Here is a 25,239-nt window from a genome sequence, read left to right on the forward strand (position 1 = left end):
CCCTCAGATAGCGCCAGGCCATCAAGGCTGAGGCCGGATGGCCGGTGCGATAGAGCGGCACCAGCAAATAGGGCAGCAACAACACGGCCAGCAGGATCAGAAGCAAATTTCGGGCAATGCGCAAAATCGACGGTTTCTGGCTCAATATCTCGGCGTGACCGTTATCTGTCTGATAATCCCTTATTTTTTCAACGGTTTTAAGGCACCCGGAGATCGCCTGGGCGCAATTGACGCGGGCGGCGTCATCAACGATTGTCCGGCCAATTCGATTGGGAGCTTTTCGTAAATGACGACCGCCACGCCACCTGCCGACTTTGCCAAGCGACTGGACCAGACCGCCGAGGATACCGAGGCGCTGCTCGCAAAGCTTCTGGGCGATGCGCCTCTCGCTGACGAGATCGCGCGGCCCAAGCGGCTGATGGATGCGATGCGCTATTCGACGCTCGGCGGTGGCAAGCGCCTGCGGCCGTTTCTGGTGGTGGAAAGTTCCGCCATTTTTTCCGTTCCCCGCGAGGCTGCGCTGCTGGCGGGGGCGGCGCTCGAATGCATCCACTGCTATTCGCTGATCCATGACGACCTGCCGGCGATGGACAACAGCGATCTCCGCCGCGGCCGACCCACCCTGCACAAGAAGACCGACGACGCCACCGCGATCCTCGCCGGTGACGGCCTGTTGACGCTCGCCTTCGACATCATCACCCGCGACGAGATCCACCGCGATGCCTCGGTCCGCCTGCTGTTGACGCGAGCGCTGGCGCGCGCCGCCGGCATCGGCGGCATGGTCGGCGGGCAGATACTCGATCTCGCCGGCGAAGGCCGCTTCGGCGACCGCGAGCCGGTCGATGTCGCGCGGCTGCAGCAGATGAAGACCGGCGCGCTGCTCCGCTTCGGCTGCATCGCCGGCGCACTGCTCGGCCAGGCGTCCGAGAAAGAGTACCAGGCGCTCGACGACTACGGCAAAGCGCTCGGCGAAGCCTTCCAGATCGCCGACGATCTGCTCGACGTTGAGGGTGACGCGGCGGCGCTGGGCAAACCGTCCGGCCAGGACGCCGCCCTCGGCAAGACCACCTTCGTGACCCAGCTCGGCATCGACGGCGCCAGACAGCGCGTGCGCGACCTGCTGGCGCGCGGCGATGCCGCGCTCTCGATCTTCGGCGCCAGGGGCGACGTGCTGCGCGCCACTTCGCGTTTTGTCGCGGAGCGCAAGAATTAACGCATGATCCGGACCCGGAGGGCTGCACAGCTAGCGCAAAGTGGAAACAGGTTTCCCGAAGAGATCATGCGCGGATTTTAACTGGGAATCATAGGCACTGATGCCCGGCAACGAGCTGGAAGAGGCCGTTCTTCGATTCCGCAAGCTGCCGAAGCCGGCGCGGGTCGTCTATGCGCGACCGCGCACCTTCATTTCGATCGTGCTCGGCATCGTCGCTTTCTTGGCTCTACCGGCTTCGTCGCGGCTGGTGACCCGGCTGCTCATCGGCTGGGATGTGTTTGCCGCGTTCTATCTGGTGTTGGTCTATATCATGATGTGGCGGAGCACCCGCCACCATATCCGCCGTAACGCCATCCTGCAGGACGATGGCCGCTTCCTGATCCTGCTGGTGACCGCCGTCGGGGCGTTCGCCAGCATCGCAGCCATCGTGTTCGAGCTCGGCGGCACGCATCACGCCGTGCCGCAGCTTACGATCGCGACCTTAACCATCGTGCTGTCCTGGGCCGTGGTGCATACCGCCTTCGCGCTGCACTACGCGCATGATTACTACCGCGGCATCAAGCCGGGCGGCCTGCAATTTCCGAGCGGCGAGACGCAGGATCACGCCGACTATTGGGATTTCATGTATTTTTCATTCGTCATCGGAATGACTGCGCAGGTCTCCGACGTCGGCATCACCGACAAGACCATCCGCCGCACCGCGACCGTGCACGGCATCATCGCGTTCGTCTACAACACCGCGCTCGTGGCGCTGATGGTCAACATCGCAGCAAGCGCGATTTCGAGTTAAAACGTCATCGCGAGCGCGGTTAATTGCAAATCTCCGGATTGGCAATGTTGCCGGGGCCGCCGCCACCGTGGTAGCCGAGATGGCAGCCAGGCCGGACCGGACGACAGCCGACGTTGTCGCAGTAAATCTGTCCTGACCCCTGGGCCTGCGCCCGCGATGGCCGCGTTTCGGAGCGCCGCGGCGTGGCCCCATAGCCGGCATCGGACCGGCTATCTAGACGATCCTGGCGCGCATGGCGGCTCGAGCGGTCATTCTCGTTGCGCGTGGCGGTGGCCTTGCCCCGCTGCTTCACGCATTCATTGTCGTCGTTGATGAAGAAACCTTCGGCACAGACGATCCTGCTGCAATGGTCGCCGTTGGCCTTGAAGCCGTGCTGGCAGACCAGCGGGCAGACCCGCGATGTCTTCTGCTTGATCGCGTCCAGCGTGTCGGCGCTCACCATCTTGACGTCGAGCTTCAGCCCGGCATTGCGGTTGAACAGCGACAGCGAGCGCTGCGAGGCATTGTCCCAATCGCCGTCGACGTTGCCCGCGTAGCAGCCAACGCGGCGCAGCTCGCTCTGCACGGATTTCGTGATCTCGGTCTGGTCAGGGGCGGGGTTGAGCGACGCCACGGTGACCTTCTTGTCAGCCGTCGCCGGGGCGGCGGGCGCGATCGTTGCGGTCTCCATGCGCTTGCGCTCGGCTTCGGCGGCCTGCTGCTGCGTGGCCTCTCGAACCCTCTCGGCATCGAGCCGCGCCTGCTCGGCGGCCTCCGCATCGGCTTCGGCCTTGTCCTGGGCCTCCTTCTCGGCGCCGGCGGCGGCGAGCCGCTGCCGCTCCTCTTCGGCCTGCTTCGCCTTCTCGACCGCAGCGGCGTGGGCTTCGTCAGCCACGTACTTATCGCGCTGAAGCCTGGCGAGGCTCGCATAGAAGCCGTCGGGATGTTGCTTGAGGAACGCGTCGAACGCCGCGCGGTTGCCGACCTGGAGCGCGAGCTCATAGTCACGGCGGATGTCGGCCTGCGAATTGGGCGCCGGTTGCTGGATCGCAGGGGACGCTGCGGTGGCGGGCGCCGGCACCAGCGGCACGTCGTCGCCGCCAAGCGAGCCGTAGACAAAGGGCTCCTGATGATTGGAGGTCGCTTTCAGCACGTCGTCGCGGACAAAGCCGAAGGCGCGGCGGACGTCGAGGCCAGGCGTCGTGAGGTGGTTGGACAGCGCGATTGTGAAAGGACTGTTCCTGCCTGCGCCGTCCTCCGCCGTGGAGCCCGCCTTCGCCGAATAGGCGATCAGCGTGTTGGGGCTCGACGGCTCGAGCTTGGCGAGGCCACGTCCGATCGAACGCGTCGCCAGGGTCCGCTTCATGGTCTGGGCAAAGGGGTTGTCGCGGCAGGCGTCGAGGATGACGAGCCGCAGCTTCTTGGCCGACTCGGCCGCCACCAGGACTCGGTCAAGTGAAAACGCCTCGTCATAGACATCGGTGTCGCGCTCGAGCTTCGCATCCACCGGAATCAGGTAGTTCGAGCCGTCAACCTCGATACCGTGGCCGGCGTAATAGATCACCGCAATGTCCGCATCGGCGGCCTTGTCGGCGAACTCGCGCAGCGCTCGCCGCGTCTGAAGCGCCGACAGGTTCTTGCGGGAATCGACGACGTCGAAGCCGGCGCGCCGCAGCGTATCGGCCATCAGTGCGGCGTCATTGACGGGATTGGCGAGCGGCGGCACGTTTTGATAGGCGGCATTGCCGAGCACCAGCGCCACGCGCTTTTCGGCAAGAGCGGGCTGAGAGATGAGGATCAGCAGAGCAGCGAGCCAGAACTTCAGCGATCCCAACAATCCACGCACACGCATGACGGCGCCTCCGACGGCACGACGGCCTCCCGCCCCGGGGAATGGTCTAGCAAGACTCAGCATTCGCATGTTGTGAGCCAGATCACGAAGCAAACCTTGGTGGAATCTGGGTTTTTTCGCGGAGCTTCCCTCATGATAAGTCTCGCCGGAGACCCCAAAGGTTCGCTCTTTGCGGATGCACTTTTTCCGTTCAAGATGGGCGGAACAATCAAGACGATCGGAGGCAACGATGCGCGGGGTGGTGTTTCATGGCGAACGCGAATTGGAACTGATGCAGTTCCCCGACCCGAGCCCCGATCCGCACGAGGTCGTCATCGAAATGAAAGCTTCCGGCATGTGCGGCAGCGATCTGCACCAATACCGGCGGCCCAAGGGCCAGAGCCAGCCCAGCGGCATTCCGATGCGCGAGGGCCATGTGATCGCCGGCCACGAGCCCTGCGGCGTCGTGGTGGCAATCGGCTCTGCGGTTGGACCGCAGGAGGCGCGGATCGGCCAGCGCGTGATGGTGCACCATTATCAGGGCTGCACCCAGTGCAACCATTGCCGCTCCGGCTGGCAGCAACTTTGCCAGGAGGTGCCGGTCAAGGTCTACGGCAACAACGCCCATGGCGGGCATGCGAACTACCTGAAAGTGCCGGCGAATACGCTGGTGAACCTGCCGGACGAGTTGTCGTTCTCCGCGGGTGCGGCGATCGCGTGCGGCTCGGGCACCGCCTATAGCGCGCTGCGCCGCATGAACCTCTCCGGCAACGACACCATTGCGATCTTCGGCCAGGGGCCGGTCGGACTGGCGGCCACCCAATACGCCAAGGCGATGGGCGGCCGCGTGATCGCACTCGACATCAGCCAGCAACGGCTCGATCGCGCCAGGGAGTTCGGGGCGGACGCGGTCGTCAATCCCGGCTCCAACGATCCGGTGACGGCGATCAAGGACCTGACCCACGGCCGCTATGCCGATCTGACGCTCGATACGTCGAGCAATCCGGATGCGCGACTGAACGCGATCCGCGCCACCAAGGTGTGGGGCACGATGTGCTTTGTCGGCGAGGGCGGCAATGTCCATATCGACGTCAGCCCGCATCTCCTGCGCCGGCAACTGACGCTGATCGCGTCATGGACCTTCTCGAACATCATCCAGGCCGAATGCGCCCGCTTCTCGGTCGAGCGCGGCGTCGACGTCGACAGATTGTTCACCCACCGCTGGAAACTCGACCAGGCCGAGGCGGCCTACAAGCTGTTCGACAAGCAGGTCGACGGCAAGGGCGTGTTCTTGATGTGACGCGAAGCAGTCATTCCAGGGATGCCAACGGGTCCACGCAAAAGGCGCGGCCCGATGATAAACTCAGCATCGAACTATGGTGCGCAATTGCGCACCTGAGAAATCTCGAAATTGTTGGAGGAGAATAATCGTGAGCCATGACCGTTCATCTGTCGAAGCCGTGGTCAACCACTATTTCGACGCGCTCTATGACGGCGATGCCGACAAGATGGGCGCCGTCTTCCACCCCTCGGCCGACCTGCGCTGGGTCGAAAAGGGCGAGCTGAAGGTTCTCACTGTGCCCGACTGGCTGGGCCTGATCCGGAAACGGCCGTCGGCAAAAGCCGAAGGCAAGCCGCGCGAGGACTTCATCGTCACCATCGACCGTTCCGACGAGCAGACCGCCTTCATCAAGGTGCGCTGCCAGCTCCCACCGCGCTACTTCACGGACTATCTGGTCGCGATGAAGCTTGAGGACGGCTGGCAGATCGTCTCGAAATCCTATCGCTACGACCTGCGGGAATAGTCAGGTCTGCGCGCTCATTTTCGTCGTGGCCGCATCACCGCGGCCACGCGCGAGATTGCCCAGCATCACGCGCAGCACGATGGCCGGGTGCAACAGCCGCTCGGGCGGCGCCTTGAGGTTGGCGACCTGCAGGAAGGCCGTCGCCAATTTGCCGTCATACTGCGCGGCTCTGTGCAGCTTGCCGATGTACCAGTTGATGAACTTGACTTTTGCGGAGCGCGGCCCGGCGACCTGCGGATGCCGCAGGTCGTTACCAACGGCGATGTCCCAGGGAATGTCGATCGCGCCCTGCACCGCATTGAAGAAACGCCGCGCGAGATCGGTGTCGCCTGCCTCGGCCAGACACTCGCGCAATAGCGAAGCCTCCTGTGCGGCGACCGTCATGCCCTGTCCAAGGACCGGATTGAAGCTGCACAGCGCATCACCGAACACCAGATAGCTCTTGGGAAAGCGCGGCAGCCGCTCATAGCGCCGCCGCAAGTTGGCGGAAAAGCGATAGCTGACGAAATCCGAGACCGGCTCGGCGTGGGAGACGATGTCGTAGATATCGGAGGTCGGCAGCGAACGCGCATAGGCCGCGAACATCTGCTCGTCGTCGGGCGCATGGTCGCCGAGATAGCCGCCGATCGAGACGATCCAGCAGTCTTCTGTCTGATACAACACCGCGCCGTTGCGCCAGTTCGGGCCGCTGCCGGCGACGACCAGCGCAACCTTGCCGCGAAGGTCGGTCGGGTGGCGGCGGTAGAGGCGCGTGGTGTAGCCGATGCCGATCTCGATCCGCTCCTCCTCCGGCGGCGCATAGCCAAGCCCCTCAAGCCATGCCGGGCTCGACGAGCCGCGTCCGGCGGCGTCGATCACGAGGTCGGCGAGCAGCTCCTGCTCTGCGCCGCCGTTGATCCTGACTCGAACGCCCTGGATGGCCCCGTTGTCATTCGTTGCAACCAGGCCCTGCACGGTGCAGTTCTCGATCGCACGTACATTGGAGAGCGCGAGCAGCCGGCGCCGAACGTGGCCTTCCAGCGCGGGACGCGAGGCAAGCACGCCGACCATGTCGCTCGGCGCCGATTTCAGCGTCACACCATGGCCGATCCATCCCACGTCGCCGGCGATGTCCCCTCGCCTGCCTCCGGAAGCGACGACCTCGTCAGTCCAGCCGGGGAAGAAGGCCTCGATCACATCGCGACCGCGCGCGAGCAGGCCATGGGCATGCCGGCCCTGCGGCACACCCTTGCGCGGGACATCCGAGGCCGGAAAAGCGTCGCGCTCCAGGACAGTGACGTTGTCATAAAACTCCGAAACGGCGCGCGCGGCCAACAATCCGCCCATGCTGGCGCCGATCACGATCGCATGCTCGCCGGACCGCTTCATGAAGAGCTCCTGCCCGTTAGTCTTCCGCCATCGCGAAAGGTTGAGGCTGTTACGGAGTGGGTGCGGGATCCGTTCTGCGACATTTGCGCGCGGCGTTCACGACACCATCATCGATACGCCGTGAAACCTGGTGCGGGTGGCGACCGCGTTGACGGGGGAAGGCCTTCCCTGCCAAACCAGAGCTCATGGAAGCCAAATTCCAGATCTTTCTGTTCCTGCTTGCCGTCCTTGCCGGCACGGCCTGGTTCGCCCGGCGGACCAATATCGCGCCCGCGATCATGCTGCTGCTTTCGGGCATTGCGCTAGCCTTCGTGCCGGGAATGCCCACGCTCGAATTGCCGCCGGAGCTGGTGCTGCTGGTGGTGCTACCGCCGTTGATCTATTCGGCGAGCGTCGCTATGAGCTGGCGCGAGTTCAAGCGAAGCTTGCGGCCGATCACCCTGCTTGCGGTCGGCTGCGTCATCTTCACGGCGGTCGCGGTCGCGACCGCAACCCATTACCTGATCGGGCTGCCCTGGAATGTGGGCTTCCTCTTGGGGGCCATTGTCGCACCCCCGGATGCGGTGGCGCCGATCGCGATCGCCCGCAGGCTCGGCATTCCCCGCCGCATCCTGGTGGTTCTCGAGGGCGAAGGCCTTGCCAACGACGCCACTGCTCTGATCCTCTACCGCTTCGCGGTGATCGCGATCACGACCGGCTCGTTTTCGCTGTCGAAGGCGACCGGCACCTTCCTGGCGATCGTCGCCTGCGAAGTGGCGTTCGGCATCGCCGTCGGCTGGCTCTCGCTGCGCACGCGCCATTATGCGCGCGACCCGCAGATCGAGATCACGCTGTCGCTGATCACGCCCTATCTCGCTTACTGGGTACCGGAGCATCTCGGCGGAAGCGGCGTGATCGCAACGGTCGCATGCGGGCTCTATATGAGCTGGAACGGCCCGCTGTGGATTTCCGCCGCGACGCGCCTGCAAGGCATCTTCTTCTGGGATTTGATCATCTACCTGATCGAGGGCCTGTTGTTCCTGCTCACGGGCTTTCAGATGCGGATTCTCTACGAGAAGTCGAAGGCGTTTCCGCTCGACGACATCCTGATCGCGACCGCCCTGGTCGCGGCCATCGTCATCGTCGCGCGTTTTGTCTGGGTCTATCCCGCAACCTATCTGCCGCGATGGCTGAGCAGGAGCCTGCGTCAGCGCGATCCGTCGCCACCCTGGCAATGGGTTTTCATCCTGTCTTTTGCCGGCGTGCGCGGCACGGTGTCGCTTGCCGCCGCGCTGGCACTACCCCTTGCTCTCGCGAACGGCGACGCCTTTCCCGATCGCGACCTCGTGCTGTTCATTGCCTTCGGCGTGATCTTCGTGACGCTGGTGGGCTTGGGCCTCAGCCTGCCGATGGTGGTGCGCTGGCTCGGCGTAGCGAACGCCGGCCACGCCGAGCTTGTCGCCGAGCATCAAGCTGAAATCGCCGCGCGGCGCGCGGCACTCGATGCGGCGCTGAGCTCGCTCGATGCCCTGATTGAAAAATGCGAGCTGCCTGACGAGGCCGTGAGCCTCTTGCGGGCGCGGCACGAAATCCGCGCCAGTCAATTGCCCGATACGCTCGACCCGGAAACCCACGACGTCTCGGCGGCGGGCATCGAGCTCACGCGCGAATTGATTGCCGCCGAGCGCCAGTTCATCCACGCCATGCTGCGCGACGGCAAGATCACCGATGAAACGCGGCGCCACATCGAGCGCGACCTTGATCTCGAGGAAGCAAGCCTCGCCAACCGCGAATACCGCGCCTCCGTGTGAAGCGCCGCAATTCCAGTGAACGCTCAGCGAAAATGACAGGCCACCCAATGTCCCTTTGCCGTCTGCTTCAACTTCGGCGCCTCCTGGCTGCAAATGCCTTGCGCGATGGGGCAGCGCGTGTGGAAGTGACATCCGGATGGCGGCGCGATCGGGCTCGGCACCTCGCCGCCCAGCCGGATGCGCCGACGCCTGACCTTCGGATCCGGAATTGGCACCGCCGACAGCAGCGCCTCGGTATAGGGGTGCTTCGGCGAAGCGTAGAGATCGCGGCTTTTGGCCGTCTCGACGATGCGGCCGAGATACATCACGGCAACGCGACGGCTGATATGCTCGACCACCGACAGGTCATGGGCGATGAAGAGAAAGGCGAGACCGAACTTCTGCTGCAGGTCTTCCAGGAGATTGATCACCTGGGCCTGGATCGACACGTCAAGTGCCGAAACCGGCTCGTCGCAAATGATCAGCTTCGGCTCGACCGCGAGCGCGCGCGCGATCCCGATACGCTGGCGTTGGCCGCCGGAAAATTCGTGCGGATAGCGCGACGCATGATCCGCCTGCAGGCCGACCGTCTCGAGCAGTTCGACAACCCGATCGTCGAACTGACGACGGCTGTTCGCAAGCCGATGGATGATCAGGGCTTCACCGATGATGGCGCCGACGCTCATGCGCGGATTGAGCGAGGCATAGGGGTCCTGGAAAATGATCTGGATGTCGCGGCGGAGCGCACGCAGCCCACCGCCGTCCAGTGCACGCACGTCCTTGCCGTCGAATCGGATGTCACCCGATGTCGGCTCGATCAGGCGCAGCACGCAGCGGCCCGTGGTCGACTTGCCGCAGCCGGATTCGCCGACCAGCCCGAGCGTTTCGCCGGCCTCGACGTGGAAATCCACGCCGTCAACCGCATGGACGCTCCCGGTCTGGCGCTGCAAGAGCCCGCTGCGGATCGGAAACGCCTTGGTCAGATTGCTGACGCTGAGCAACGCTTCGCTCATGTGACGGCGGTCTCCTCCGCGCGGATGCAGGCGACCTTGTGTCCCGCTTCGATTTCGCGAAGCGGCGGCTGAACACGGCGGCATTCGTCGACGGCGAGCCGGCATCGCGGCGCAAAGCGGCATCCCACCGGCGGGTCGATCAGCCTCGGCACCACGCCCGCTATGGTATCGAGCCGCCGCTTGCGGGCGGCGGCGAGATCAATCCGCGGAATCGAGCGGATCAAGCCCTGCGTGTAGGGATGGCGCGGATTGCCGAACAAGCGACCGACGGGGGCTTCCTCCACGACCTTGCCCGCATACATCACCGCGACACGCTGGGCGACTTCAGCCACCACGCCCATCGCGTGGGTGATCAGCATGATCGACATGCCGAGGCGCGACTTCATGTCCTGCAGGAGATCGAGGATTTGCGCCTGGATCGTCACATCGAGCGCCGTCGTCGGCTCATCGGCAATCAGGAGTTTTGGATTGCAGGACAGCGCCATCGCGATCATCACCCGCTGCCGCATCCCGCCGGAGAAGTGATGCGGGTAATCGTGGACGCGTCGCGCCGGATTTGGAATCTGCACCAGGGCCAGCATCTCGATCGTGCGTTTCAAGGCCGCGCGCCGGCTCAAGCCCTGATGAAGCTGGATTACCTCGGAGATCTGGTCGCCAATCGTATAGACGGGGTTGAGCGAGGTCATCGGCTCCTGGAACACCACCGCGATCTCGCCGGCGCGAACGCGATTCATTTGATCCGCATTCAGCGGAACGAGATCCCTGCCCTGCCAGAGAATCTGCCCACCGACGATGCGGCCTGGCGGCATCGCGATCAATTTCAGGATCGAAAGCGCGGTGACCGTCTTGCCACAGCCGGATTCGCCGACCACGCAGACGGTCTCGCCGTGCCCGATCGAGAGGTCGACCCCATCGACCGCGTGCACCATGCCCTCGTCCGTCTTGAAATGCGTCTTGAGCCCTCTGATGTCGAGGAGCGCGCCGCCCGCTGCGCGATTGACCGCATCCATCACATCACCTTCCGCGGATCGAGCGCATCGCGCAGGCCATCGCCGATGAAGTTGATGGCGATCACGGTGAGGAAAATCGCACCGCCGGCGAACAGCGCCCAGTGCGGCGCGATGTCGAGATAGTCCTTGCCGTCAAAGAGCAGACGGCCCCAGGTCGGTGTATCGGGCGGAAAGCCGAGGCCGAGAAACGACAGGGTCGATTCGGCGATGATGGCGGCCGCGACATCGATGGTGCCGGCGACGATGACCGGCCCGAGCGCGTTCGGCAGGATGTGCCTGACGACGAGCCGCAGGTTGGACGCGCCGAGCGCACGGGCGGCCTCGACGAACTCCTTCTCGCGCAGCGACAGGAATTGCGCCCGCACCAGCCGCGCCACCGTCATCCAGCGAAAGATGCCGATGACCAGCACCACCAGAATGAACACGCCGCTCTCCGGACCCACCAGCTTCGTGAGGGCGTCGCGAAACAGGTACGTTACCAGAAGCAGGAACGGCAGTTGCGGCAGCGACAGGAAAAGGTCGGTGACCCACATCAGCGCCGCATCCACACTGCCTCGCGAAGTGCCGGCGACGGCGCCGACGACAGTGCCGAAGAACATCGAGACCGCCATGGCCGCGAACCCGACCGCAAGGGAAATCCGTCCGCCGTAGAGCATTCGCGCCAAAAGATCCTGGCCGAGATCATCGGTGCCGAACGGATGGTCCCATGACGGCGGGCTCAGGCGGGCGGTGAAGTCGATATCGTCGATCGCCACGCGCCAAAGCAGCGGCCCGATCAGGATCGAGAGCGCAAGCAACGCCAGCACGACGACGCTGATAGCGGCGAGGCGATGGCGCCGGAACCGCCGCCACGCTTCGCCCCACGGCGAAAAGCGCCGCTTGCGGCTGGCAGGCCGAGAAGCGGGCGCCGCCTCAACGGTAGGAGATACGTGGGTCAAGCCAGCCATAGATGATATCGGCCAACAGGTTGAAGAGAATGACGAGACAGGCGAACACGAACGTCACCGCCATGATGACGGGCGTGTCGTTGGCGAGGATGGCGCTGATCAGAAGCGATCCGATCCCGGGAATGCGGAAGATCTGCTCGGTGACGATGGCGCCGCCGAACACGCTCGGCATCTGCAGCGCGACCAGCGTGACCACCGGTATCAGCGCATTGCGCACCACATGCTTGACGATGACCTTGCTTTCATCGAGGCCCTTGGCGCGGGCAGTCGTGACGTAGTCCAGCCGGATCACGTCCAGCACGGCGGCGCGGACGTATCGCGTGTAGGATGCCCCCTGGAACAGGCCGAGCACCGTCACCGGCATGATCGCCTGCTTGATATATTCCCAGTACCATTGCCAGCCGGTAGCGGTGATGTCGGCGCGATACACGAAAGGCAGCCAGCCCAGATTGACGCTGAAGATCAGGATCAACAACAGGCCGGTGAAGAAGGTCGGCAGGGAGAAGCCGATAAAGGCAACGGTGTTGGCGATCCGATCGAACACCGAATAGGGCCGCATCGCCGCATAGACGCCGACCGGGAGCGCGACGATAAGCGCGACGAGCTGAGACGTGCCGATCACATAGAGCGTGGTCGGGAGGCGCTGCAGGATCAGCGTGTCGACATCGACGCGGCTGGCGAAGGAGAAGCCCCAGTCGCCATGCAGCATGGCAACCAGCCAGTGGAGATAGCGCACGAGAATCGGATCATCCATCCCGAATTTCAGCCGCAGCGCCTCGCGCACCTCGGGCGGGATGTTGGGATTGGTCGCAAGCTCGCCGAAGGGATCGCCGGGCGCCAGCGCCAGCAGGACGAAGAGAATGAGGCTGATGCCGAGCAGGCTGGGAAGAGCGATGCTGAGACGCCTGAGCAGGTAGTTGCCCATCGCTCTTCCCTCACAATGGTTGGCCGGTCATTGGCGGCGTCTGGCGCGGTTTGTTCACGTCTCCCGATACCAGCTCGCCAGTTGCCAAAGATCGTTGTCCCAGCCGCTGAGATGCGCGACCACGCCGCCTTTCAGGGCGGTCACCCGCGGCCGGTACACTTCGGGCAGGATATAATTGTCGCCGACCACGATGTCATTGAGCTTGATGTACATCGCCGCGCGCTTCACGGCGTCGAGTTCGTTCTCGGCCTGGCGGTAGAGATCATCATATTCCTTGTTCTGCCAGCGCGAGATATTCCGTCCCTGCCACTTGTTCTGCTTGGTCGCGACTTCCCACGACACGAACTGATTCATGAAGCGATCCGGATCGGGTTGCAGCATGGTCGTCGTGTACATCTCCGCATCGCAGTAGAAATGCGAATAGGTGTCAGGATTGGCGGTATCGGACGAGAAGAACACCGAGGCCACCACCGATTTCAGCTCGACCTCGATGCCGGCCTTCTGGCAGGCCTGCTTGACGATAGCCTGGTTCTTCTGTCGGGGCGCATTGATTGATGTCTGAAACACGAACTTGAGCTGTTTGCCGTCCTTGGCACGCACGCCGTCCGAGCCCTTCTTCCAGCCCGCCGCCTCCAGGATCTGATTGGCCTTGTCGATGTTGAACTCGAAGTGAGTGTTCTTCGAACGGAAGCGCTCGGGGTTGTTGACGAAATTCGCGGTGGCGACACCGGTGCGGCCGTAGATGAACTTCTGCACCGAGGCACGGTCGATCAAAAGGTTGATCGCCTGCCGCACCGCCGGGTCGGAGAACAACGGGTGCTTGGTCTTGACGCTGGCGCGCTCGCCGTCCACCTCGGTAGTCGGATCGGTGAAATTGAGCGCGATGAACTCGATGTTGCCGGTGGGAACGATTTTCACCTTGCCCTGGCCACCGTTTTCCATCCTCTTCAGGATCTCGTCCTCCACCTGCATGTTCCAGGCGTAATCATACTCGCCGGTCTGCAGCACGGCACGCGCGGCCGAAACGGCGTCGCCGCCCCCCTTGATCTCGAGCGTGTCGAAATAAGGCCTGTTCGGGAGATGATAGTCGGGGTTGCGCTTGGCCGAGAGGGAGTCACCGGGCTTGAAATCGACGAACAGATAGGGGCCGGTACCCACCGGTTTCAAATTGGTTGGCGCGTCGCGTGATTTGCCCCCGGTATAGTCCGCGAACAGATGCTTTGGGACGATCATACCGATCGCACTGACGAACGCGTCGGCCCAGAACGTGGTCGGCTTCGCGAAGACGACACGGACCGCATGATCGTCAACCTTTTCGACCGTGATATCCTTGTAGCTGCCGATCGTGACCGCGGCTGTCTCGGGATTCTTCGCATATTCCCAGTTGAACACCACGTCGTCGGCCGTGAACGGCGTGCCATCATGCCACTTGACGCCCTGCTTCAGCTTCCAGACCACCGAGAGGCCGTCTTCCTTGAGGCCGTCATTGTCCTTGCTCGGAATCTCGGCCGCGAGGACCGGAACCAGATTGCCGTCCCCATCCCATCCCGCCAGCGGTTCGTAGAATACGCGAGATGCCTCCTGATCCTTGGTTCCGACTGCGAAATGGGGATTGAGCAGCGTCGGCGCCTGCCAATAGAGCAGCTTGAGCGTGCCGCCCCCGCCGGCCTTTGTCGGCTTGTAGGGGATCGCAGTCGCGGCCTGGGCGACGCCCGACTGGCTCAGGATCATCCCGGCCATCGGTGCGGTGAGGCCAAGGGCTACCATGCGTTGCACAAATTGTCGTCGCGTCAGGCGCCCGGCCTTGACGTCGCCAACCAGGTTTCGAAGTTCCCGCTCGTTCATTGGATTGCTCCGCGGTGTTGCCGATACTCAACTTCACCTCTCCATGCGGAAGCCTGGAGTCAGAGAGAAATTGGATCAGCTTGACCCGGTCCTGTCAAAGCAGAATCCGGGCCAAGTGAGCGGCAAGCCGGCATCCAATAGTTTAAATCGCGATCCTCATTGCTTCTGCGAGGCGCCACCGATCCGACTGGAGTCCGGCGCCGATTGATTGGCGCTCACTTGCGGCTCCTGCGCCGGGGCAACGGGAAGCGGCCCGCAATATTCCTTCACCGCTGATGTCACCGCCCCGATGATCTTGTCCTGGCGCGAGGTTGAGGCCATCCGCAGTTCCTCGTCGCGGTTGCTGATCGAGCCGGCCTCGAGCAGCACCGCCGGCATTCGGGTGTCTTTCAGGACAATAAGTTGGTCGTAGCGATAGACGCCATCATCCTTGTCCAGGAGATCATGGCGGTATCTGACGCCGATGACGGGCAGCGAATACTGGTCGGCGAAATGCAGACGCAGTGCGCTCATCCGCTTGCCTATCATTCTGGCAAACGCCAGGCTGTCATCATAATCCGGATTCTCGTGGGAGACGAACACCGACCAGCCGGAAAAGCGATCGCTGTATTGCAGCTTCTTGCCATCGAACTCCCAGTTCTCCATGAATTTATCCGGCACGGAGTCATGGTGGATCGACAGGAACAGGTCCGCGCCCGAGTTATTGGCGGTCGCGACGCGCCGGGCGAGGCTCGGCCGCGCCTTGCCCTCCGTCACCATCAGCCGGGTCCAGGCAAAGCCTTCGGACTTCAGCTTGTCAACGAGCCGCGTTGCGAGATTCAGGTTGAACTCGAACTCGGGCACGTTGCGGGCGCTCATCGCGCCATCCGACTTCTTGGTGTGTCCGACATCGACGATGAGGTGGAATTTCGCCGGCTCGCATTTCGCTGCGCGCGGACCCGTCGCGGCCTTTTTCTCCGCAACAGGCTTCTCGGCAGTGCGCGGCTTGGCCGGCTCCTCCGACTTCACTGAAGCGGACGTTGACGAGCTGGATGCTTTGGGATGATGCGCAGGCTTTGCCGCAGTGGTGTGCTTTTGCCTGGATTTGTGCTCCGGCTTGGAGGAGCCCTTGAAGAGATCGGACAGCCAGCCCGCCTTGCTCGCGCCGACCGGCAGCAGCGTGAGCGAGATTGTCGCAGCGACGATCGCGCCGCGCCGGGGCCATTGGCCCAGGCTGATGCTGCGTGATGTGCGAACGCGCGAGCGCAAGCGCTACTCCGCAGCTACGGTTCGCGGCCGGCCGACGAAGCCGGTGGGATCGCCAAAACGTTCGACCATCACGGCGGTGAGCTCCTTGGCCTTGTTGGTAACGCAGGCGCCGGAGCGCACGGCGTAGCGATCCTGGTGCGCGACATGCGGCGGCGCCTCGCCGCGTTGCAGCGCGCGCGCCGCCTCCAGCATCAATTTGCGGAAATGCATGATGCCGAGATCGGTCGGCCCAAGATGTTCACGGGTGCGGTCGGCGATCGGGCCCTGGCTGTCCTGCACCGCGGCGTCCTGCTCCGAGACGCCCTTGATGCCGGTATAGCTCCTGGTTTTCTGCAGCGTGCGATCGATCAGATAGTTGTTGCCCTTGTGGCGCAGCGGCACGTAGTTCTCGTCGACCTCGGCCATCACACCGTTGCCTTTGGCGTAGCCGTCGCGCTCGGCCTGTGTCAGCGGCCGTTCCGGATTCCAGGCGTAGGTATAGATCCAGCAATTGGCATCGGTGACCGGCACAAAAGTCTGCCCAAAAATGTTCTCGCCCGGCATCGCGCTCGGGGCGTAGGAATGGAACGGCATCAGGAACTGCGCGATGCGCCAATAAATGTTGTCCGATCCGGTAAGCCGGCCGCCGGCGATGGTCAATCCGGCATCATGCGGATTGATTTTGATCACGGGCCGCGGATCCTCGGCGATCCAGCGCATGTGATCGGTCGACATCCGCGCCAGCGGATTCACAAAGTGCTTCTTGATGTCGAGGATCTCGTTCTCCTCCTTGTCGAAGGAGAGATGGGCGAAGGTGAAATGTGCGGTGTCGATCGAGCCTTCCACCGACTGCACCCAGTTGCAGTCCTGCCATTTCTTGGAGACGTAGCGGTGCGAGGGCGGCACCAGCGCTATCTCGAGATCCGGCAATTCCGGCATCGCGTCCGCCGGACCCATATAGGCCCAGATCATGTCGCCCCATTCGCGCACCGGATAGGACTTGATGCGGATCTTGTCCTTGGCGTTGAGGTCGGGGTAGGAGGTCGGCATGTCGACGCAGCGCCCGTCGGTGTCGAACTTCCAGCCGTGATAGACGCAGCGGATGCCGCATTCCTCGTTGCGGCCGAACCAGAGATTGGCGCCGCGATGCGGGCAATACTGGTCGATGACGCCGACCACGCCCCTGGTGTCGCGGAAGGCGAGCAGCTCCTCGCCCATCACCACGATCTTCTTCGGCTCGCCATCGGCGTCCGGCAATTCCTCCGACAGAAGCACCGGAATCCAGAACCGCCGCAGCAATTCGCCCATGCCGGTGCCCGCACCCGATTCGGTCAGGAACCTATTGTCCTCGGCGCGCAGCATGATCGATCTCCGGGCGAAGCAACTTCCGCGAGATTGACGCGACCAACGGTGGGCGTCAACGCGGAAGGCTATCAAACAGGCAAACCTAGGCATTCCCGCGGCACGAAATGCCCGGGTGACGCCAAAACGCGGCGCCCTTCGAGAAGGAGGGCGCAGGGAATGCCGGGTGCCGTTGCACCCGCGAGCCTCGTGTGCAGCAAATGCGCAAAAAACGCACACGAGTCATCCACAGGTACAACCGAACACACTCCGGCATTCCCTGCGCGATGGTTTACGGCTTATACGTGGTCTCCTCGGAGTACCGGGCTTGTTAGCCTCCGTCCCCCCGGGCTCGTGACCCGGCGGTTGACGCCAGCGTCGGGGCGTCGGGACCGCACGATTTCGCCGTCCGTATTGGTCAGCGCTCGTCTAGCGCAGCCCACACGTCCATCGCATCCCCGTCTCGCGTCTGGTGACGATTGGCCGAACGCCCCTCTGCTCAAGGCGGGATGCGCGGAGACAACCACACATTTCCGAAAAACGGAAGACAAATATTTTTCGTTTCAGGGCTGGACAGGCCAAATCAGATTGAAAACGCTCGCAAAAACTGCGGTTTTGGCGCGACGAATTTTCAGGGCTTTGCGCGAGCGCATGAGGCGATGACGCGCGAAAATCGCAAAACTGATTCGGCCGTCGTCGGCCATCCAAGTCAGCCCACTAGGTTGAGCCCTGAGTGAGAGCGTCAGATGCGGAAGCGTAGCTCAGCAGTTGAAACGTCGGCTATGGCCAAACAGAGAATGCGCAATTAAGTCTGCCCGATCGCGGCAGGCCCGTGACCGGAGGCGCCAGTGTTCCCGTATACGCGCGAGCAGATGCAGGCAGTTGTTGATGAGATTGAGAAACAAACAGATCGCGGCGCAGCAATGATTGCTGCATCCGTCATCGATGGCATTTTGGAGCATCTTATTATCGCTCGACTCGTAGACCTCTCCTCCAATCGCAAAAAGGCGTTGTTCTGTCAGTCAAACGGTCCACTATCAACCTTGTCGTCTAAGATTGAGCTTGGCTTTGCTCTCGGCTTATTCAACGAAGAACGAAGGGAATCCCTTCATCTTATTCGCGAGGTCCGCAACGCTTTTGCGCACAGAATGGATCCCATAAGCTTCGAGGATCCGGACATATCCGCAATGGTGGAAACAAGAGTGACTCCGAAAGTGAAGGCATATTCGACGATGTCGCCACGAACAAAATTTCTGTTTACGTTCAATATTATGGCTCCCTTTCTCGCCTTCACAGCATCTTTCCCGCAGATTCGGATCAATACACTCGACGATGAGCCGTCATACCACGAACATTTTGACGTGGTCTTGGCTGCCTTGATGCATCTTCTCTTGGAGAAGAAAGGACTGAAGGACGCGCTTGGAAAGCGTCCATCCTCCGAGAAAATGAAACTGTCACTTCTGCAATTCTCGGAAGCGCAGAAAGCAGTCATGGAGTATCATCTGCGGAAAATATCGGACCCGCTTCAGCCAGACACACCTGATTGCAAGCACATTTATAGCGACGGCGTTTTCGAGTTGTGTAAGGACCAAGAAGGGCAGTACAAGCTCTTACCAACCCCTCCGACGGGTAAATAGGAAAAGAGCGGCAACTCAGAACCTTTGCTGAACTTTTCCGATCGCTACTTGCGACTTGCCGAACGTCTGATATGGGTCGTCGCGTCATTTTTGGCCAATTTGCCGGAAGTCCGCTCATCCTCTCACAGCGGCGGAATATCAGACATCCCCTAACGCTGCTCGGGGCCAAATCCAGAGTTGGCTTGGGTTGACGTTCAGGCTGATTGATTCAGGGTGAATGGACCAGGCGCAAACGCGAACATTGCGCAAAAGCGGCCGCGGCGCGTTCCAACGCCGGGCAAGCCTTAAAGCGCGCTATATCTTAGATGCAAATGCGCGTCCGCATCATGCGCAATCACAGCCCGAACGAATGCCTGATCTGCCGCAGCATGGCGAACGCCGCGTCAGTGTAGCGCCCCGCATAGAAATATTGGTCCAGCAACGAGGCGATCGCCACAATGATAAGGGCATTCCCAAGTCCTCGAATCATGGCTGTTGAACTCGAATCATGGCGGTTGAAAACGAACCTGGTGGAAAGGTCGGCCTGGTCCCGTTCTCTCATCTTGCTGATCATTGGAGAGACGCCAGGCCTCGGCCCCGAAATAGGCGGTCAGGATCAAGCTCGTTGAAATCAGAAACCCAAACACAATTCGGACTATCAAAACGCACCCCCAAAATAGTTTCGGGTAGCTGATCATTCCGAGTTGATTCGAAAAATGCAGCAGCGTTGACCTAAGCGCGGCCTGAGCGACAACTTGTGGTGCCTTCGTACCTTGTTGGAGCGCGTTCAGGCCACCTTCCCCATTGGCGGAGCATCCTTGCCGCCAACGGCGGCGCCGAGCGCGATCATCACCTTGGCGGTGAAGTCCTCATTCCAGACCCTCGTGCTGTCGCAGAACGCCTTCAGCACGCGCACGAACTGGATCTTGTTCTGGAGCAGCTCCTGGTCGCTCTTCGAACCGAGCACGGTTTGCGCCGACGCAAAGAGTTTCGCTTTCGCAGCGTCCCAGGCCGCCGCCCGCTTCTCGATCTCGCCGGGCTTCACGTCACCCAGAATGTGCAGGATGCTGCCGGGCTTTCTCAGGCCTGCGTCCCGGCTGTACCACAGGAGGTAATCGAGCTGCTGGATCATCTCGGCAATCTTGCCGCGCAGTTCGTCCTGTAATGTCGCGTTGAAGGCTTCGGGCGAATATTCGCTGGCTTTCCCCTCGAGGAACATGAAGTGATATTGCGATCCAACGGAAATCGCCTTGAGCAGCATGCTGGTGGTGGGGTCGCCGAAATCCCTGTGCTTGATCTCGAAGATATAAATGTGGATCTCGTGCACTCCGCTGTAGAAGATGATGCTGCGCGCGACAAACATCCTGAACGCACGGTCCCGCTCCCGCGACGTCACTGTCTGGCGATTCTCGCGGAAATCGCCCCGGATCGCGGCCGTGACCAGCATCTGCACGGTGTCGGCCCAGCAACGGGCGACATCTTCCTCCGCGATGCCGGCAACGAAGCCGGCCCACGGAATGGGCTTTCCCGCCTCCGGTGCGTCGAAGCCGAAGGCATCGAAATGACCGAAGAACTCGACCGTGGAGTCGGCAAGGAGACCACCGGACCGCCCTTCGGCGTTCGGCGTGCGAATAACGATCTTGCGCTCCGGAAAATTCTCCAGATAGACGCGCTTGCGCAGCTCGTCATGGATGATCGAGGTCAGGCGTGAGGCGGAAATGTGCAAGGACCCGTTGAACGCCTCCAGGTCCTCATCAGTGAGGTTGGGCGGATTGAGTATCCCCTGGATGCGCTTGAACAGCTTCAAAATAGGGTCCCTTCCGTTGCCGATTTTCGACGGAGCGGCGGGATTCTTCAGCGCGGCCGGGTCGACCAGCACCGGATCGTCGATTTGAAGCGCCTCGATGTCCGCCAGCGTTTCCGGCGTGCGGGTGAGCACCGCAATCGGAAGCATGAAGCGGTCCTGGGTGGGGAAGCTCGCCATCTTCCGGGAATGCTTGATCGAGGCATCGAAATATCCGACCTCGAAACCGGTGAACGAGTGGCTGGCCTTCTGCCTTCCCGTGGCAACGACGAGCAGGATGTCGGTGTCGTCGAGATCGGCCTTCAGTTGCGTGCGCCAATTGGCGCCAAGCTTGAAGTCGACGTCGATCGTCAGTTTGAATACAGCAGGATTGAAAGTCCGCCGCAGCTCTTCCGCGATGGCGAGAGCGAGATCCCGGTCTTCGATTGCATAACTCAGGAATAGATGAAGTCTTCCATCGGCCATGGGCGTACTCCATGCAAAGCAATGAAATCGGCAAATACGCGCAATGTCGGGCTGTCTCACCTCAGATCGCGCTCAGCCAAAACGAGCACGTCCGGCTCGAGAAGACCGATTGTTCCGAGGCGATCATAGCGCCATCAGGCCACGAGGATGGTGAAGTACATCACGTTTAGGTTGCGTCAGGCGTGCTGCCCCACCTCTATCCCGGCGCATATTCGCAAATCGGGATCGCCGTCGAGATGCCCTTGACCTGCTCCGAGCCGAGGGCGCGGACCCGGCTGCGATCGGACAACGCATCGGCCACCATCTCCGAGATGACGCAGCGAACGCCGTGGGTCCGCGCGGCCTCCTCCATGCGGGCGCCGATGTTGATGGCATCGCCATAGATGCCGATCGAACGCTTCGCGTCACCCTGCTCGCTCACGATCACGTCCCCGCCATGGACCCCGATGCGAAAGCCGGGCACGACGCCGAATGCGCGCGCATAGGCTTTCCCCTCCCGCGCCACCGCCGCAAACATCGCGTCGATCGCGTGCAGGATGGCGTCATCGTTGATTGCGTCGGACCAATTCCAGATCGCGATCAGGCCATCGCCTTTGTAGAGATAGATTTCGCCGCCATGGTCGACGATCGGCTGCGAGAGGTCGGACAGGAATTTGCGGACGAAGGCGCGCATGGTCAGCGCCCCCAGCCGCTCGCCGAGGGCGGTCGAGCCGTTGATGTCGAGAAACAGCAGCACCTTTCGCTCTTGCACAGGGCGATGATAGGTGCCGAGGATGAGATCGAGCAGCGTGCGCAGGCCTACGAAGTGCGCAACGCGCATCATCAGAATGCCGGGAATCGAGAAGGCGGTGAAGAAGGCAAGACCGTAAGGCAGGCGGCGATATACCACCGGCAGATCGTCGAGCCGGCCGAGCACGACATGGGTGATGTGCAGCGCGACGAGATAGAGCGCCATCACCACCAGGATGTAGATGAAGATCGAGCGCAGCGGATGCATCGCCCGCATCCAGTTGCCGCGCGGGCCCTGCACATAGAATTCCTCGAACAGGCCGATGCCGGCGCCGATCAGAAGCGCATTCATGGTGCCGATTTCGACCGGCCGTCCGACCGCGGCGGTGGTCAAGGCGCCGAGGCAGGCGAAGATCACCGTCGAGAGCAGGACCGCTGCAAGCTTCCGGCGCGTCGTCGCGGTCATGGCTACTCTGCCGTGCGATGGACAAAGGTGGGTGGGAGGCGCCGGGCTAACCATGGCCGACTTTCTCGTTTCGCGCGCAAAGATATTGATAAAGACACCAGGACATGCGACCGCATTCCCGCGACACGAAATGTCCGGGTGATCATGCTTGTCCTTCAGGTGAGGGACGCACTGACACGCGGAAGAACGATCCGGATTTCGGTGAACTCGCCAGGACAGGTATCGACCTCTATCGATCCTGCATGCTGCTTGACGACGATGTCGTGACTGATTGAAAGGCCAAGGCCCGTTCCTTCCCCGGCGGGCTTGGTGGTGAAGAACGGATTGAACATCTTTTCCTTCACGTCGGGCGGAATGCCGATTCCGTTGTCCCGGATCGTGATCTCGACACAATCCCCAAGGTTTCGGGTTGCCGCCGCAAGCATCGGCTCGAAATCATCCCGGTCGACCTCACGGCTGCGTCTAACGACCGCATCGAAGCCATTTGAGATCAAATTGAGCAAGACGCGCGTGATCTCCTGAGGAAACACATCGGCCTGCCCCACGGCTGGATCGAATGACCGCCCGAGCGTGATGTTAAATCCCTGCTTCTCCGCCCGTGCCCCGTGATAGGCGAGATTGAGGCTCTCTTCGACCAGGGCATTGATATCGACGGGCCGGTGGTCACCCGAGCCTTCACGCGCGTGCAGCAGCATATTCTTGACGATAGAGTCGGCACGCTTGCCGTGCTGCACGATCCTCCCGAGATTATCGCGCAGGACATCCGCCAACTCGGCGATTTCGGTCGATGTCTCATCGTCGACCTGCACTCGCACCAAAGCCTTCTGCAGTTCGTCGATCAATTCGACCGATAGGCTCGAGAAGTTGTTGACGAAATTGAGCGGGTTCTTGATCTCATGCGCGATGCCGGCGGTGAGTTGGCCAAGTGACGCGAGCTTTTGGGTCTGGACCAGACGGTCCTGCGCCGTCTGCAACTCGCGCAACGCAGTTTCGGCGGCATCGCGCGCCGCACGAATGGCCTGCTCGGCGCGCTTTCGCTCGGTGATGTCGGCATAGATCAGCACGAAGCCGCCATCCGGCACCGGGTTGCGGCGCACCTCGACGACGCGACCGTCGGGGCGCGTCCGCTCGTAGCGCATCTCCCGCCTGGTATCGTCGAGGGAGCTTCTCAGTTGCGCTTCGAGATCGGCCGAGCCGAACTCCCCTCGTGCAACCAGATAACGGAAGAGCTCCGCGAAGCCTGGCCGCTCGGCAAGATAGGCGTCCGGCAGATCGAGCATCTCCTGCAAATTGCGGTTCCATGCCGCCAGGCGCGCCGCGGCGTCGAACATCGCGACGCCGTCGCCCATGTTGTCGAAGGTGGTACGTAACTCGGCCTGCCGCTCGCGCAACTCGCCCAACAGCCGCGCGTTCTCGATGGCGATCACTGCTTGCGCGGCAAAGCCTTCCAGGAGTGCAATCTCGTTCTCGGAAAAGGGCCTGACTTCGCGTCGGGCGGAGACGATCAGTCCAAGCAGCGTCTCGTCTCGACGCAGCGGCACAAACAGCGCGGTACGAATCCCGGCGAGATCGACCGCACTCCGCATGACCGGATGGTCAATTTCCGCGCAGTCGGAAATGTGCACGAGACGGTCGCCGGCGAGCAAGACCCGGCCTACCGGATGGTCAGAGCCCCGAAATCCCCGGCGCAGGAGATCGGCGAATTGTTGTGGCAAATTATGAACCGCGACCGCGCTGAAGCGTTCGCCGTCATAGACCTGCAAGCTGCCATAAGCGACGCCGCAGAGGCGGTGTGCCTTCACCAGGATCGCGTCGAATACCGGCGCGAGATTGCCGGGCGATGAATTGATGACTTGCAGCACCTCGGCGGTCGCGGTTTGCCGCTCGAGCGCTTCGCGCTGCTCCGTCAGCAACCGCCTGTTCTCGATGGCGATCACCGCCTGATCGGCAAAGGTGCGCACCAGCTCGATCTGCCGCTCGGTAAATGGCTCGGGTCGTTGGCGCCCCAAGCTCATCATACCAATCGGCTCGCCGTCGCGCAGCAGCGGGACGCCAAGGAGCGCGCGTGCTCCCGAGAGTTCGAAGATCTCGGGAAATTGATATTCTGCGTCGGCAGTGATGTCGGCGATTTGCAAAGCGCGACGTTCCGAGACCACCCGCCCGGTCATCGTGCGTCGGCCCGAGCGCCCGGAAACCGGATGAGTATCAAGATACTTCTGCAATCTGACGGCGCCGGCCGACGCTTCAGGCGTCAAGCCGACCGCCGCGACATAGCGGAAGACGTCGCCGTCGCGCCGCGAGACGAACCCCATCTCTGCCTCGCATAACCTTGCCGCTGTCCGGGCGACCGTCTCCAGCACCGGTTTAAGGTCGAAAGTCGAGCGGCTGATGACCTTCAGCACGTCGCTGGTGGCGGTCTGGTGCTGCAGGGATTCGGTCAAGTCGATGGTGCGCTGGCGCAATTCGCCGAGAAGCCGCGCATTCTCGATTGCGATCACAGCCTGCGCGGCGAAGTTCTGCACGAGCGCGATCTCCTTGTCGGAGAATGGTCGCACCTCCTGACGGTAGATGTTGAAGACGCCGAGCAGGGTGTTGTCCTTGCGGAGCGCGACATTGACGAGCGTGCGGGCGCCGCCCAGGTCGACATAGGCGCGGCGCACGCGGTTGCTGGCTCGGTACAGCTCGGTCGTTGCCAAATCCGCTATGTGAACAAGATTTTGACCGCGGACGATCTCCACAAGACTGGCCGAAGCCGCTACAGGTACAGGCTCGCGGACAAACTCGGCGAGCGCGGCTGGCACCGCGTAGGTGGCGGCTATGCTGAATCGCTCCCCGTCATAGGTCCAGAGAGCGCCAAATCCGGCTCCGCACAGCCGCGTCGCCTTCCCGAGCATCGCCTGAAACACCGGCGCGAGATCGCCGGGCGAGGAATTGATGACCTGCAACACCTCGGCGGTCGCAGTCTCCTGCTCACGCGCCTCTTTCAGCTCGCGGGTGAGCGTGCGCACCTGCTTTTGCAGGTGGGCAATGGACGGAACAGCGGTCGATCGTTCGGGCGTTTTGCGCCTACTCGGACGCAGCCCCTTGCTCGGATGT

The 25,239-nt window shown here is 62.3% G+C and carries 20 protein-coding genes; 6 read left to right on the forward strand and 14 right to left on the reverse strand.

Annotation, left to right across the window (positions count from 1 at the left end; translation table 11 throughout):
• Nucleotides 1-286: 286 nt before the first annotated feature.
• Both VKR55_RS10200 and VKR55_RS10205 read left to right on the forward strand, forming a co-directional pair.
• Nucleotides 287-1,213, forward strand: a complete 927-nt coding sequence (locus tag VKR55_RS10200) for a polyprenyl synthetase family protein (protein ID WP_324402454.1) — start codon at nucleotides 287-289, stop codon at nucleotides 1,211-1,213.
• A gap of 100 nt (nucleotides 1,214-1,313) precedes the next feature.
• Entirely contained in the window at nucleotides 1,314-2,003 is a 690-nt protein-coding gene (locus VKR55_RS10205) for a DUF1345 domain-containing protein (protein ID WP_324402456.1), read from the forward strand.
• A gap of 19 nt (nucleotides 2,004-2,022) precedes the next feature.
• Here VKR55_RS10205 and VKR55_RS10210 read toward each other — a convergent pair whose 3' ends face one another.
• Complete coding sequence (locus tag VKR55_RS10210) at nucleotides 2,023-3,828, reverse strand: caspase family protein (protein ID WP_414642335.1); 1,806 nt, start codon at nucleotides 3,826-3,828, stop codon at nucleotides 2,023-2,025.
• 235 nt (nucleotides 3,829-4,063) lie between these two features.
• Between VKR55_RS10210 and VKR55_RS10215 the strand changes: the two genes are divergently transcribed.
• Both VKR55_RS10215 and VKR55_RS10220 read left to right on the forward strand, forming a co-directional pair.
• Nucleotides 4,064-5,113: a zinc-dependent alcohol dehydrogenase family protein gene (locus tag VKR55_RS10215; RefSeq protein WP_324402460.1), complete on the forward strand. Its 1,050-nt coding sequence runs from the start codon at nucleotides 4,064-4,066 to the stop codon at nucleotides 5,111-5,113.
• 130 nt (nucleotides 5,114-5,243) lie between these two features.
• Nucleotides 5,244-5,618, forward strand: a complete 375-nt coding sequence (locus tag VKR55_RS10220; protein WP_324402462.1) for a nuclear transport factor 2 family protein — start codon at nucleotides 5,244-5,246, stop codon at nucleotides 5,616-5,618.
• Here VKR55_RS10220 and VKR55_RS10225 read toward each other — a convergent pair whose 3' ends face one another.
• Nucleotides 5,619-6,986, reverse strand: coding sequence for an FAD-dependent oxidoreductase (locus VKR55_RS10225; protein ID WP_324402464.1), 1,368 nt, complete (start codon nucleotides 6,984-6,986; stop codon nucleotides 5,619-5,621).
• A gap of 185 nt (nucleotides 6,987-7,171) precedes the next feature.
• On the opposite strand from VKR55_RS10225, the gene VKR55_RS10230 reads away from it, so the two are divergent.
• Nucleotides 7,172-8,776, forward strand: a complete 1,605-nt coding sequence (locus tag VKR55_RS10230) for a Na+/H+ antiporter (RefSeq protein WP_324402466.1) — start codon at nucleotides 7,172-7,174, stop codon at nucleotides 8,774-8,776.
• A gap of 23 nt (nucleotides 8,777-8,799) precedes the next feature.
• On the opposite strand, the gene VKR55_RS10235 is transcribed toward VKR55_RS10230, so the two are convergent.
• The 8 genes from VKR55_RS10235 to VKR55_RS10270 all read right to left on the reverse strand — a co-directional run bounded on the left by VKR55_RS10235 (nucleotide 8,800) and on the right by VKR55_RS10270 (nucleotide 17,767).
• Nucleotides 8,800-9,768, reverse strand: coding sequence for an ABC transporter ATP-binding protein (locus tag VKR55_RS10235; RefSeq protein ID WP_324402468.1), 969 nt, complete (start codon nucleotides 9,766-9,768; stop codon nucleotides 8,800-8,802).
• Nucleotides 9,765-10,778, reverse strand: coding sequence for an ABC transporter ATP-binding protein (locus VKR55_RS10240; protein ID WP_324402470.1), 1,014 nt, complete (start codon nucleotides 10,776-10,778; stop codon nucleotides 9,765-9,767). Before VKR55_RS10240 ends, VKR55_RS10235 begins: the two co-directional genes overlap by 4 nt.
• The gene (locus tag VKR55_RS10245) at nucleotides 10,778-11,725 is read right to left on the reverse strand and encodes an ABC transporter permease (RefSeq protein WP_324402472.1); all 948 of its coding nucleotides are present in this window, start codon (nucleotides 11,723-11,725) and stop codon (nucleotides 10,778-10,780) included. Before VKR55_RS10245 ends, VKR55_RS10240 begins: the two co-directional genes overlap by 1 nt.
• Nucleotides 11,691-12,650, reverse strand: coding sequence for an ABC transporter permease (locus tag VKR55_RS10250; RefSeq protein ID WP_324402474.1), 960 nt, complete (start codon nucleotides 12,648-12,650; stop codon nucleotides 11,691-11,693). Before VKR55_RS10250 ends, VKR55_RS10245 begins: the two co-directional genes overlap by 35 nt.
• A 54-nt stretch (nucleotides 12,651-12,704) precedes the next feature.
• Nucleotides 12,705-14,495 carry a peptide ABC transporter substrate-binding protein gene (locus VKR55_RS10255; protein WP_324402476.1) on the reverse strand — a complete coding sequence of 597 codons (1,791 nt, stop codon included), beginning with the start codon at nucleotides 14,493-14,495 and terminating at the stop codon, nucleotides 12,705-12,707.
• A 156-nt stretch (nucleotides 14,496-14,651) separates the two neighbouring features.
• Nucleotides 14,652-15,743, reverse strand: coding sequence for an N-acetylmuramoyl-L-alanine amidase family protein (locus tag VKR55_RS10260; RefSeq protein WP_324402478.1), 1,092 nt, complete (start codon nucleotides 15,741-15,743; stop codon nucleotides 14,652-14,654).
• 3 nt (nucleotides 15,744-15,746) lie between these two features.
• Nucleotides 15,747-17,084: a Rieske 2Fe-2S domain-containing protein gene (locus VKR55_RS10265; RefSeq protein WP_324402481.1), complete on the reverse strand. Its 1,338-nt coding sequence runs from the start codon at nucleotides 17,082-17,084 to the stop codon at nucleotides 15,747-15,749.
• Between the two features lie 542 nt (nucleotides 17,085-17,626).
• Complete coding sequence (locus tag VKR55_RS10270; protein WP_324402483.1) at nucleotides 17,627-17,767, reverse strand: hypothetical protein; 141 nt, start codon at nucleotides 17,765-17,767, stop codon at nucleotides 17,627-17,629.
• A 144-nt stretch (nucleotides 17,768-17,911) separates the two neighbouring features.
• Between VKR55_RS10270 and VKR55_RS10275 the strand changes: the two genes are divergently transcribed.
• Complete coding sequence (locus tag VKR55_RS10275; protein WP_324402485.1) at nucleotides 17,912-18,700, forward strand: DUF4145 domain-containing protein; 789 nt, start codon at nucleotides 17,912-17,914, stop codon at nucleotides 18,698-18,700.
• 334 nt (nucleotides 18,701-19,034) lie between these two features.
• On the opposite strand, the gene VKR55_RS10280 is transcribed toward VKR55_RS10275, so the two are convergent.
• From VKR55_RS10280 to VKR55_RS10295, 4 genes are all read right to left on the reverse strand, one after another.
• Complete coding sequence (locus VKR55_RS10280) at nucleotides 19,035-19,253, reverse strand: hypothetical protein (protein WP_324402487.1); 219 nt, start codon at nucleotides 19,251-19,253, stop codon at nucleotides 19,035-19,037.
• 213 nt (nucleotides 19,254-19,466) lie between these two features.
• Nucleotides 19,467-20,948, reverse strand: coding sequence for a toll/interleukin-1 receptor domain-containing protein (locus VKR55_RS10285; RefSeq protein ID WP_324402489.1), 1,482 nt, complete (start codon nucleotides 20,946-20,948; stop codon nucleotides 19,467-19,469).
• A 196-nt stretch (nucleotides 20,949-21,144) separates the two neighbouring features.
• The gene (locus tag VKR55_RS10290) at nucleotides 21,145-22,143 is read right to left on the reverse strand and encodes an adenylate/guanylate cyclase domain-containing protein (protein ID WP_324402491.1); all 999 of its coding nucleotides are present in this window, start codon (nucleotides 22,141-22,143) and stop codon (nucleotides 21,145-21,147) included.
• Nucleotides 22,144-22,298: 155 nt separating this feature from the next.
• A complete protein-coding gene (locus tag VKR55_RS10295) occupies nucleotides 22,299-25,151 on the reverse strand; it encodes a GAF domain-containing protein (RefSeq protein WP_324402493.1) in 2,853 nt (950 codons plus the stop codon).
• Nucleotides 25,152-25,239 lie beyond the last annotated feature (88 nt).

This window comes from Bradyrhizobium sp. (assembly GCF_035309285.1).
Classification (GTDB): Bacteria; Pseudomonadota; Alphaproteobacteria; order Rhizobiales; family Xanthobacteraceae; genus Bradyrhizobium.

Coding starts and splice junctions, on each gene's coding strand:
- VKR55_RS10240 (WP_324402470.1), bottom strand. CDS start 10,778: ATGGATGCGGTCAATCGCGCAGCGGGCGGCGCGCTCCTCGACATCAGA.
- VKR55_RS10270 (WP_324402483.1), bottom strand. CDS start 17,767: ATGGCCGACGACGGCCGAATCAGTTTTGCGATTTTCGCGCGTCATCGC.
- VKR55_RS10290 (WP_324402491.1), bottom strand. CDS start 22,143: ATGACCGCGACGACGCGCCGGAAGCTTGCAGCGGTCCTGCTCTCGACG.
- VKR55_RS10255 (WP_324402476.1), bottom strand. CDS start 14,495: ATGAACGAGCGGGAACTTCGAAACCTGGTTGGCGACGTCAAGGCCGGG.
- VKR55_RS10225 (WP_324402464.1), bottom strand. CDS start 6,986: ATGAAGCGGTCCGGCGAGCATGCGATCGTGATCGGCGCCAGCATGGGC.
- VKR55_RS10280 (WP_324402487.1), bottom strand. CDS start 19,253: ATGATCAGCAAGATGAGAGAACGGGACCAGGCCGACCTTTCCACCAGG.
- VKR55_RS10200 (WP_324402454.1), top strand. CDS start 287: ATGACGACCGCCACGCCACCTGCCGACTTTGCCAAGCGACTGGACCAG.
- VKR55_RS10250 (WP_324402474.1), bottom strand. CDS start 12,650: ATGGGCAACTACCTGCTCAGGCGTCTCAGCATCGCTCTTCCCAGCCTG.
- VKR55_RS10230 (WP_324402466.1), top strand. CDS start 7,172: ATGGAAGCCAAATTCCAGATCTTTCTGTTCCTGCTTGCCGTCCTTGCC.
- VKR55_RS10235 (WP_324402468.1), bottom strand. CDS start 9,768: ATGAGCGAAGCGTTGCTCAGCGTCAGCAATCTGACCAAGGCGTTTCCG.
- VKR55_RS10245 (WP_324402472.1), bottom strand. CDS start 11,725: ATGGCTGGCTTGACCCACGTATCTCCTACCGTTGAGGCGGCGCCCGCT.
- VKR55_RS10215 (WP_324402460.1), top strand. CDS start 4,064: ATGCGCGGGGTGGTGTTTCATGGCGAACGCGAATTGGAACTGATGCAG.
- VKR55_RS10285 (WP_324402489.1), bottom strand. CDS start 20,948: ATGGCCGATGGAAGACTTCATCTATTCCTGAGTTATGCAATCGAAGAC.
- VKR55_RS10205 (WP_324402456.1), top strand. CDS start 1,314: ATGCCCGGCAACGAGCTGGAAGAGGCCGTTCTTCGATTCCGCAAGCTG.
- VKR55_RS10265 (WP_324402481.1), bottom strand. CDS start 17,084: ATGCTGCGCGCCGAGGACAATAGGTTCCTGACCGAATCGGGTGCGGGC.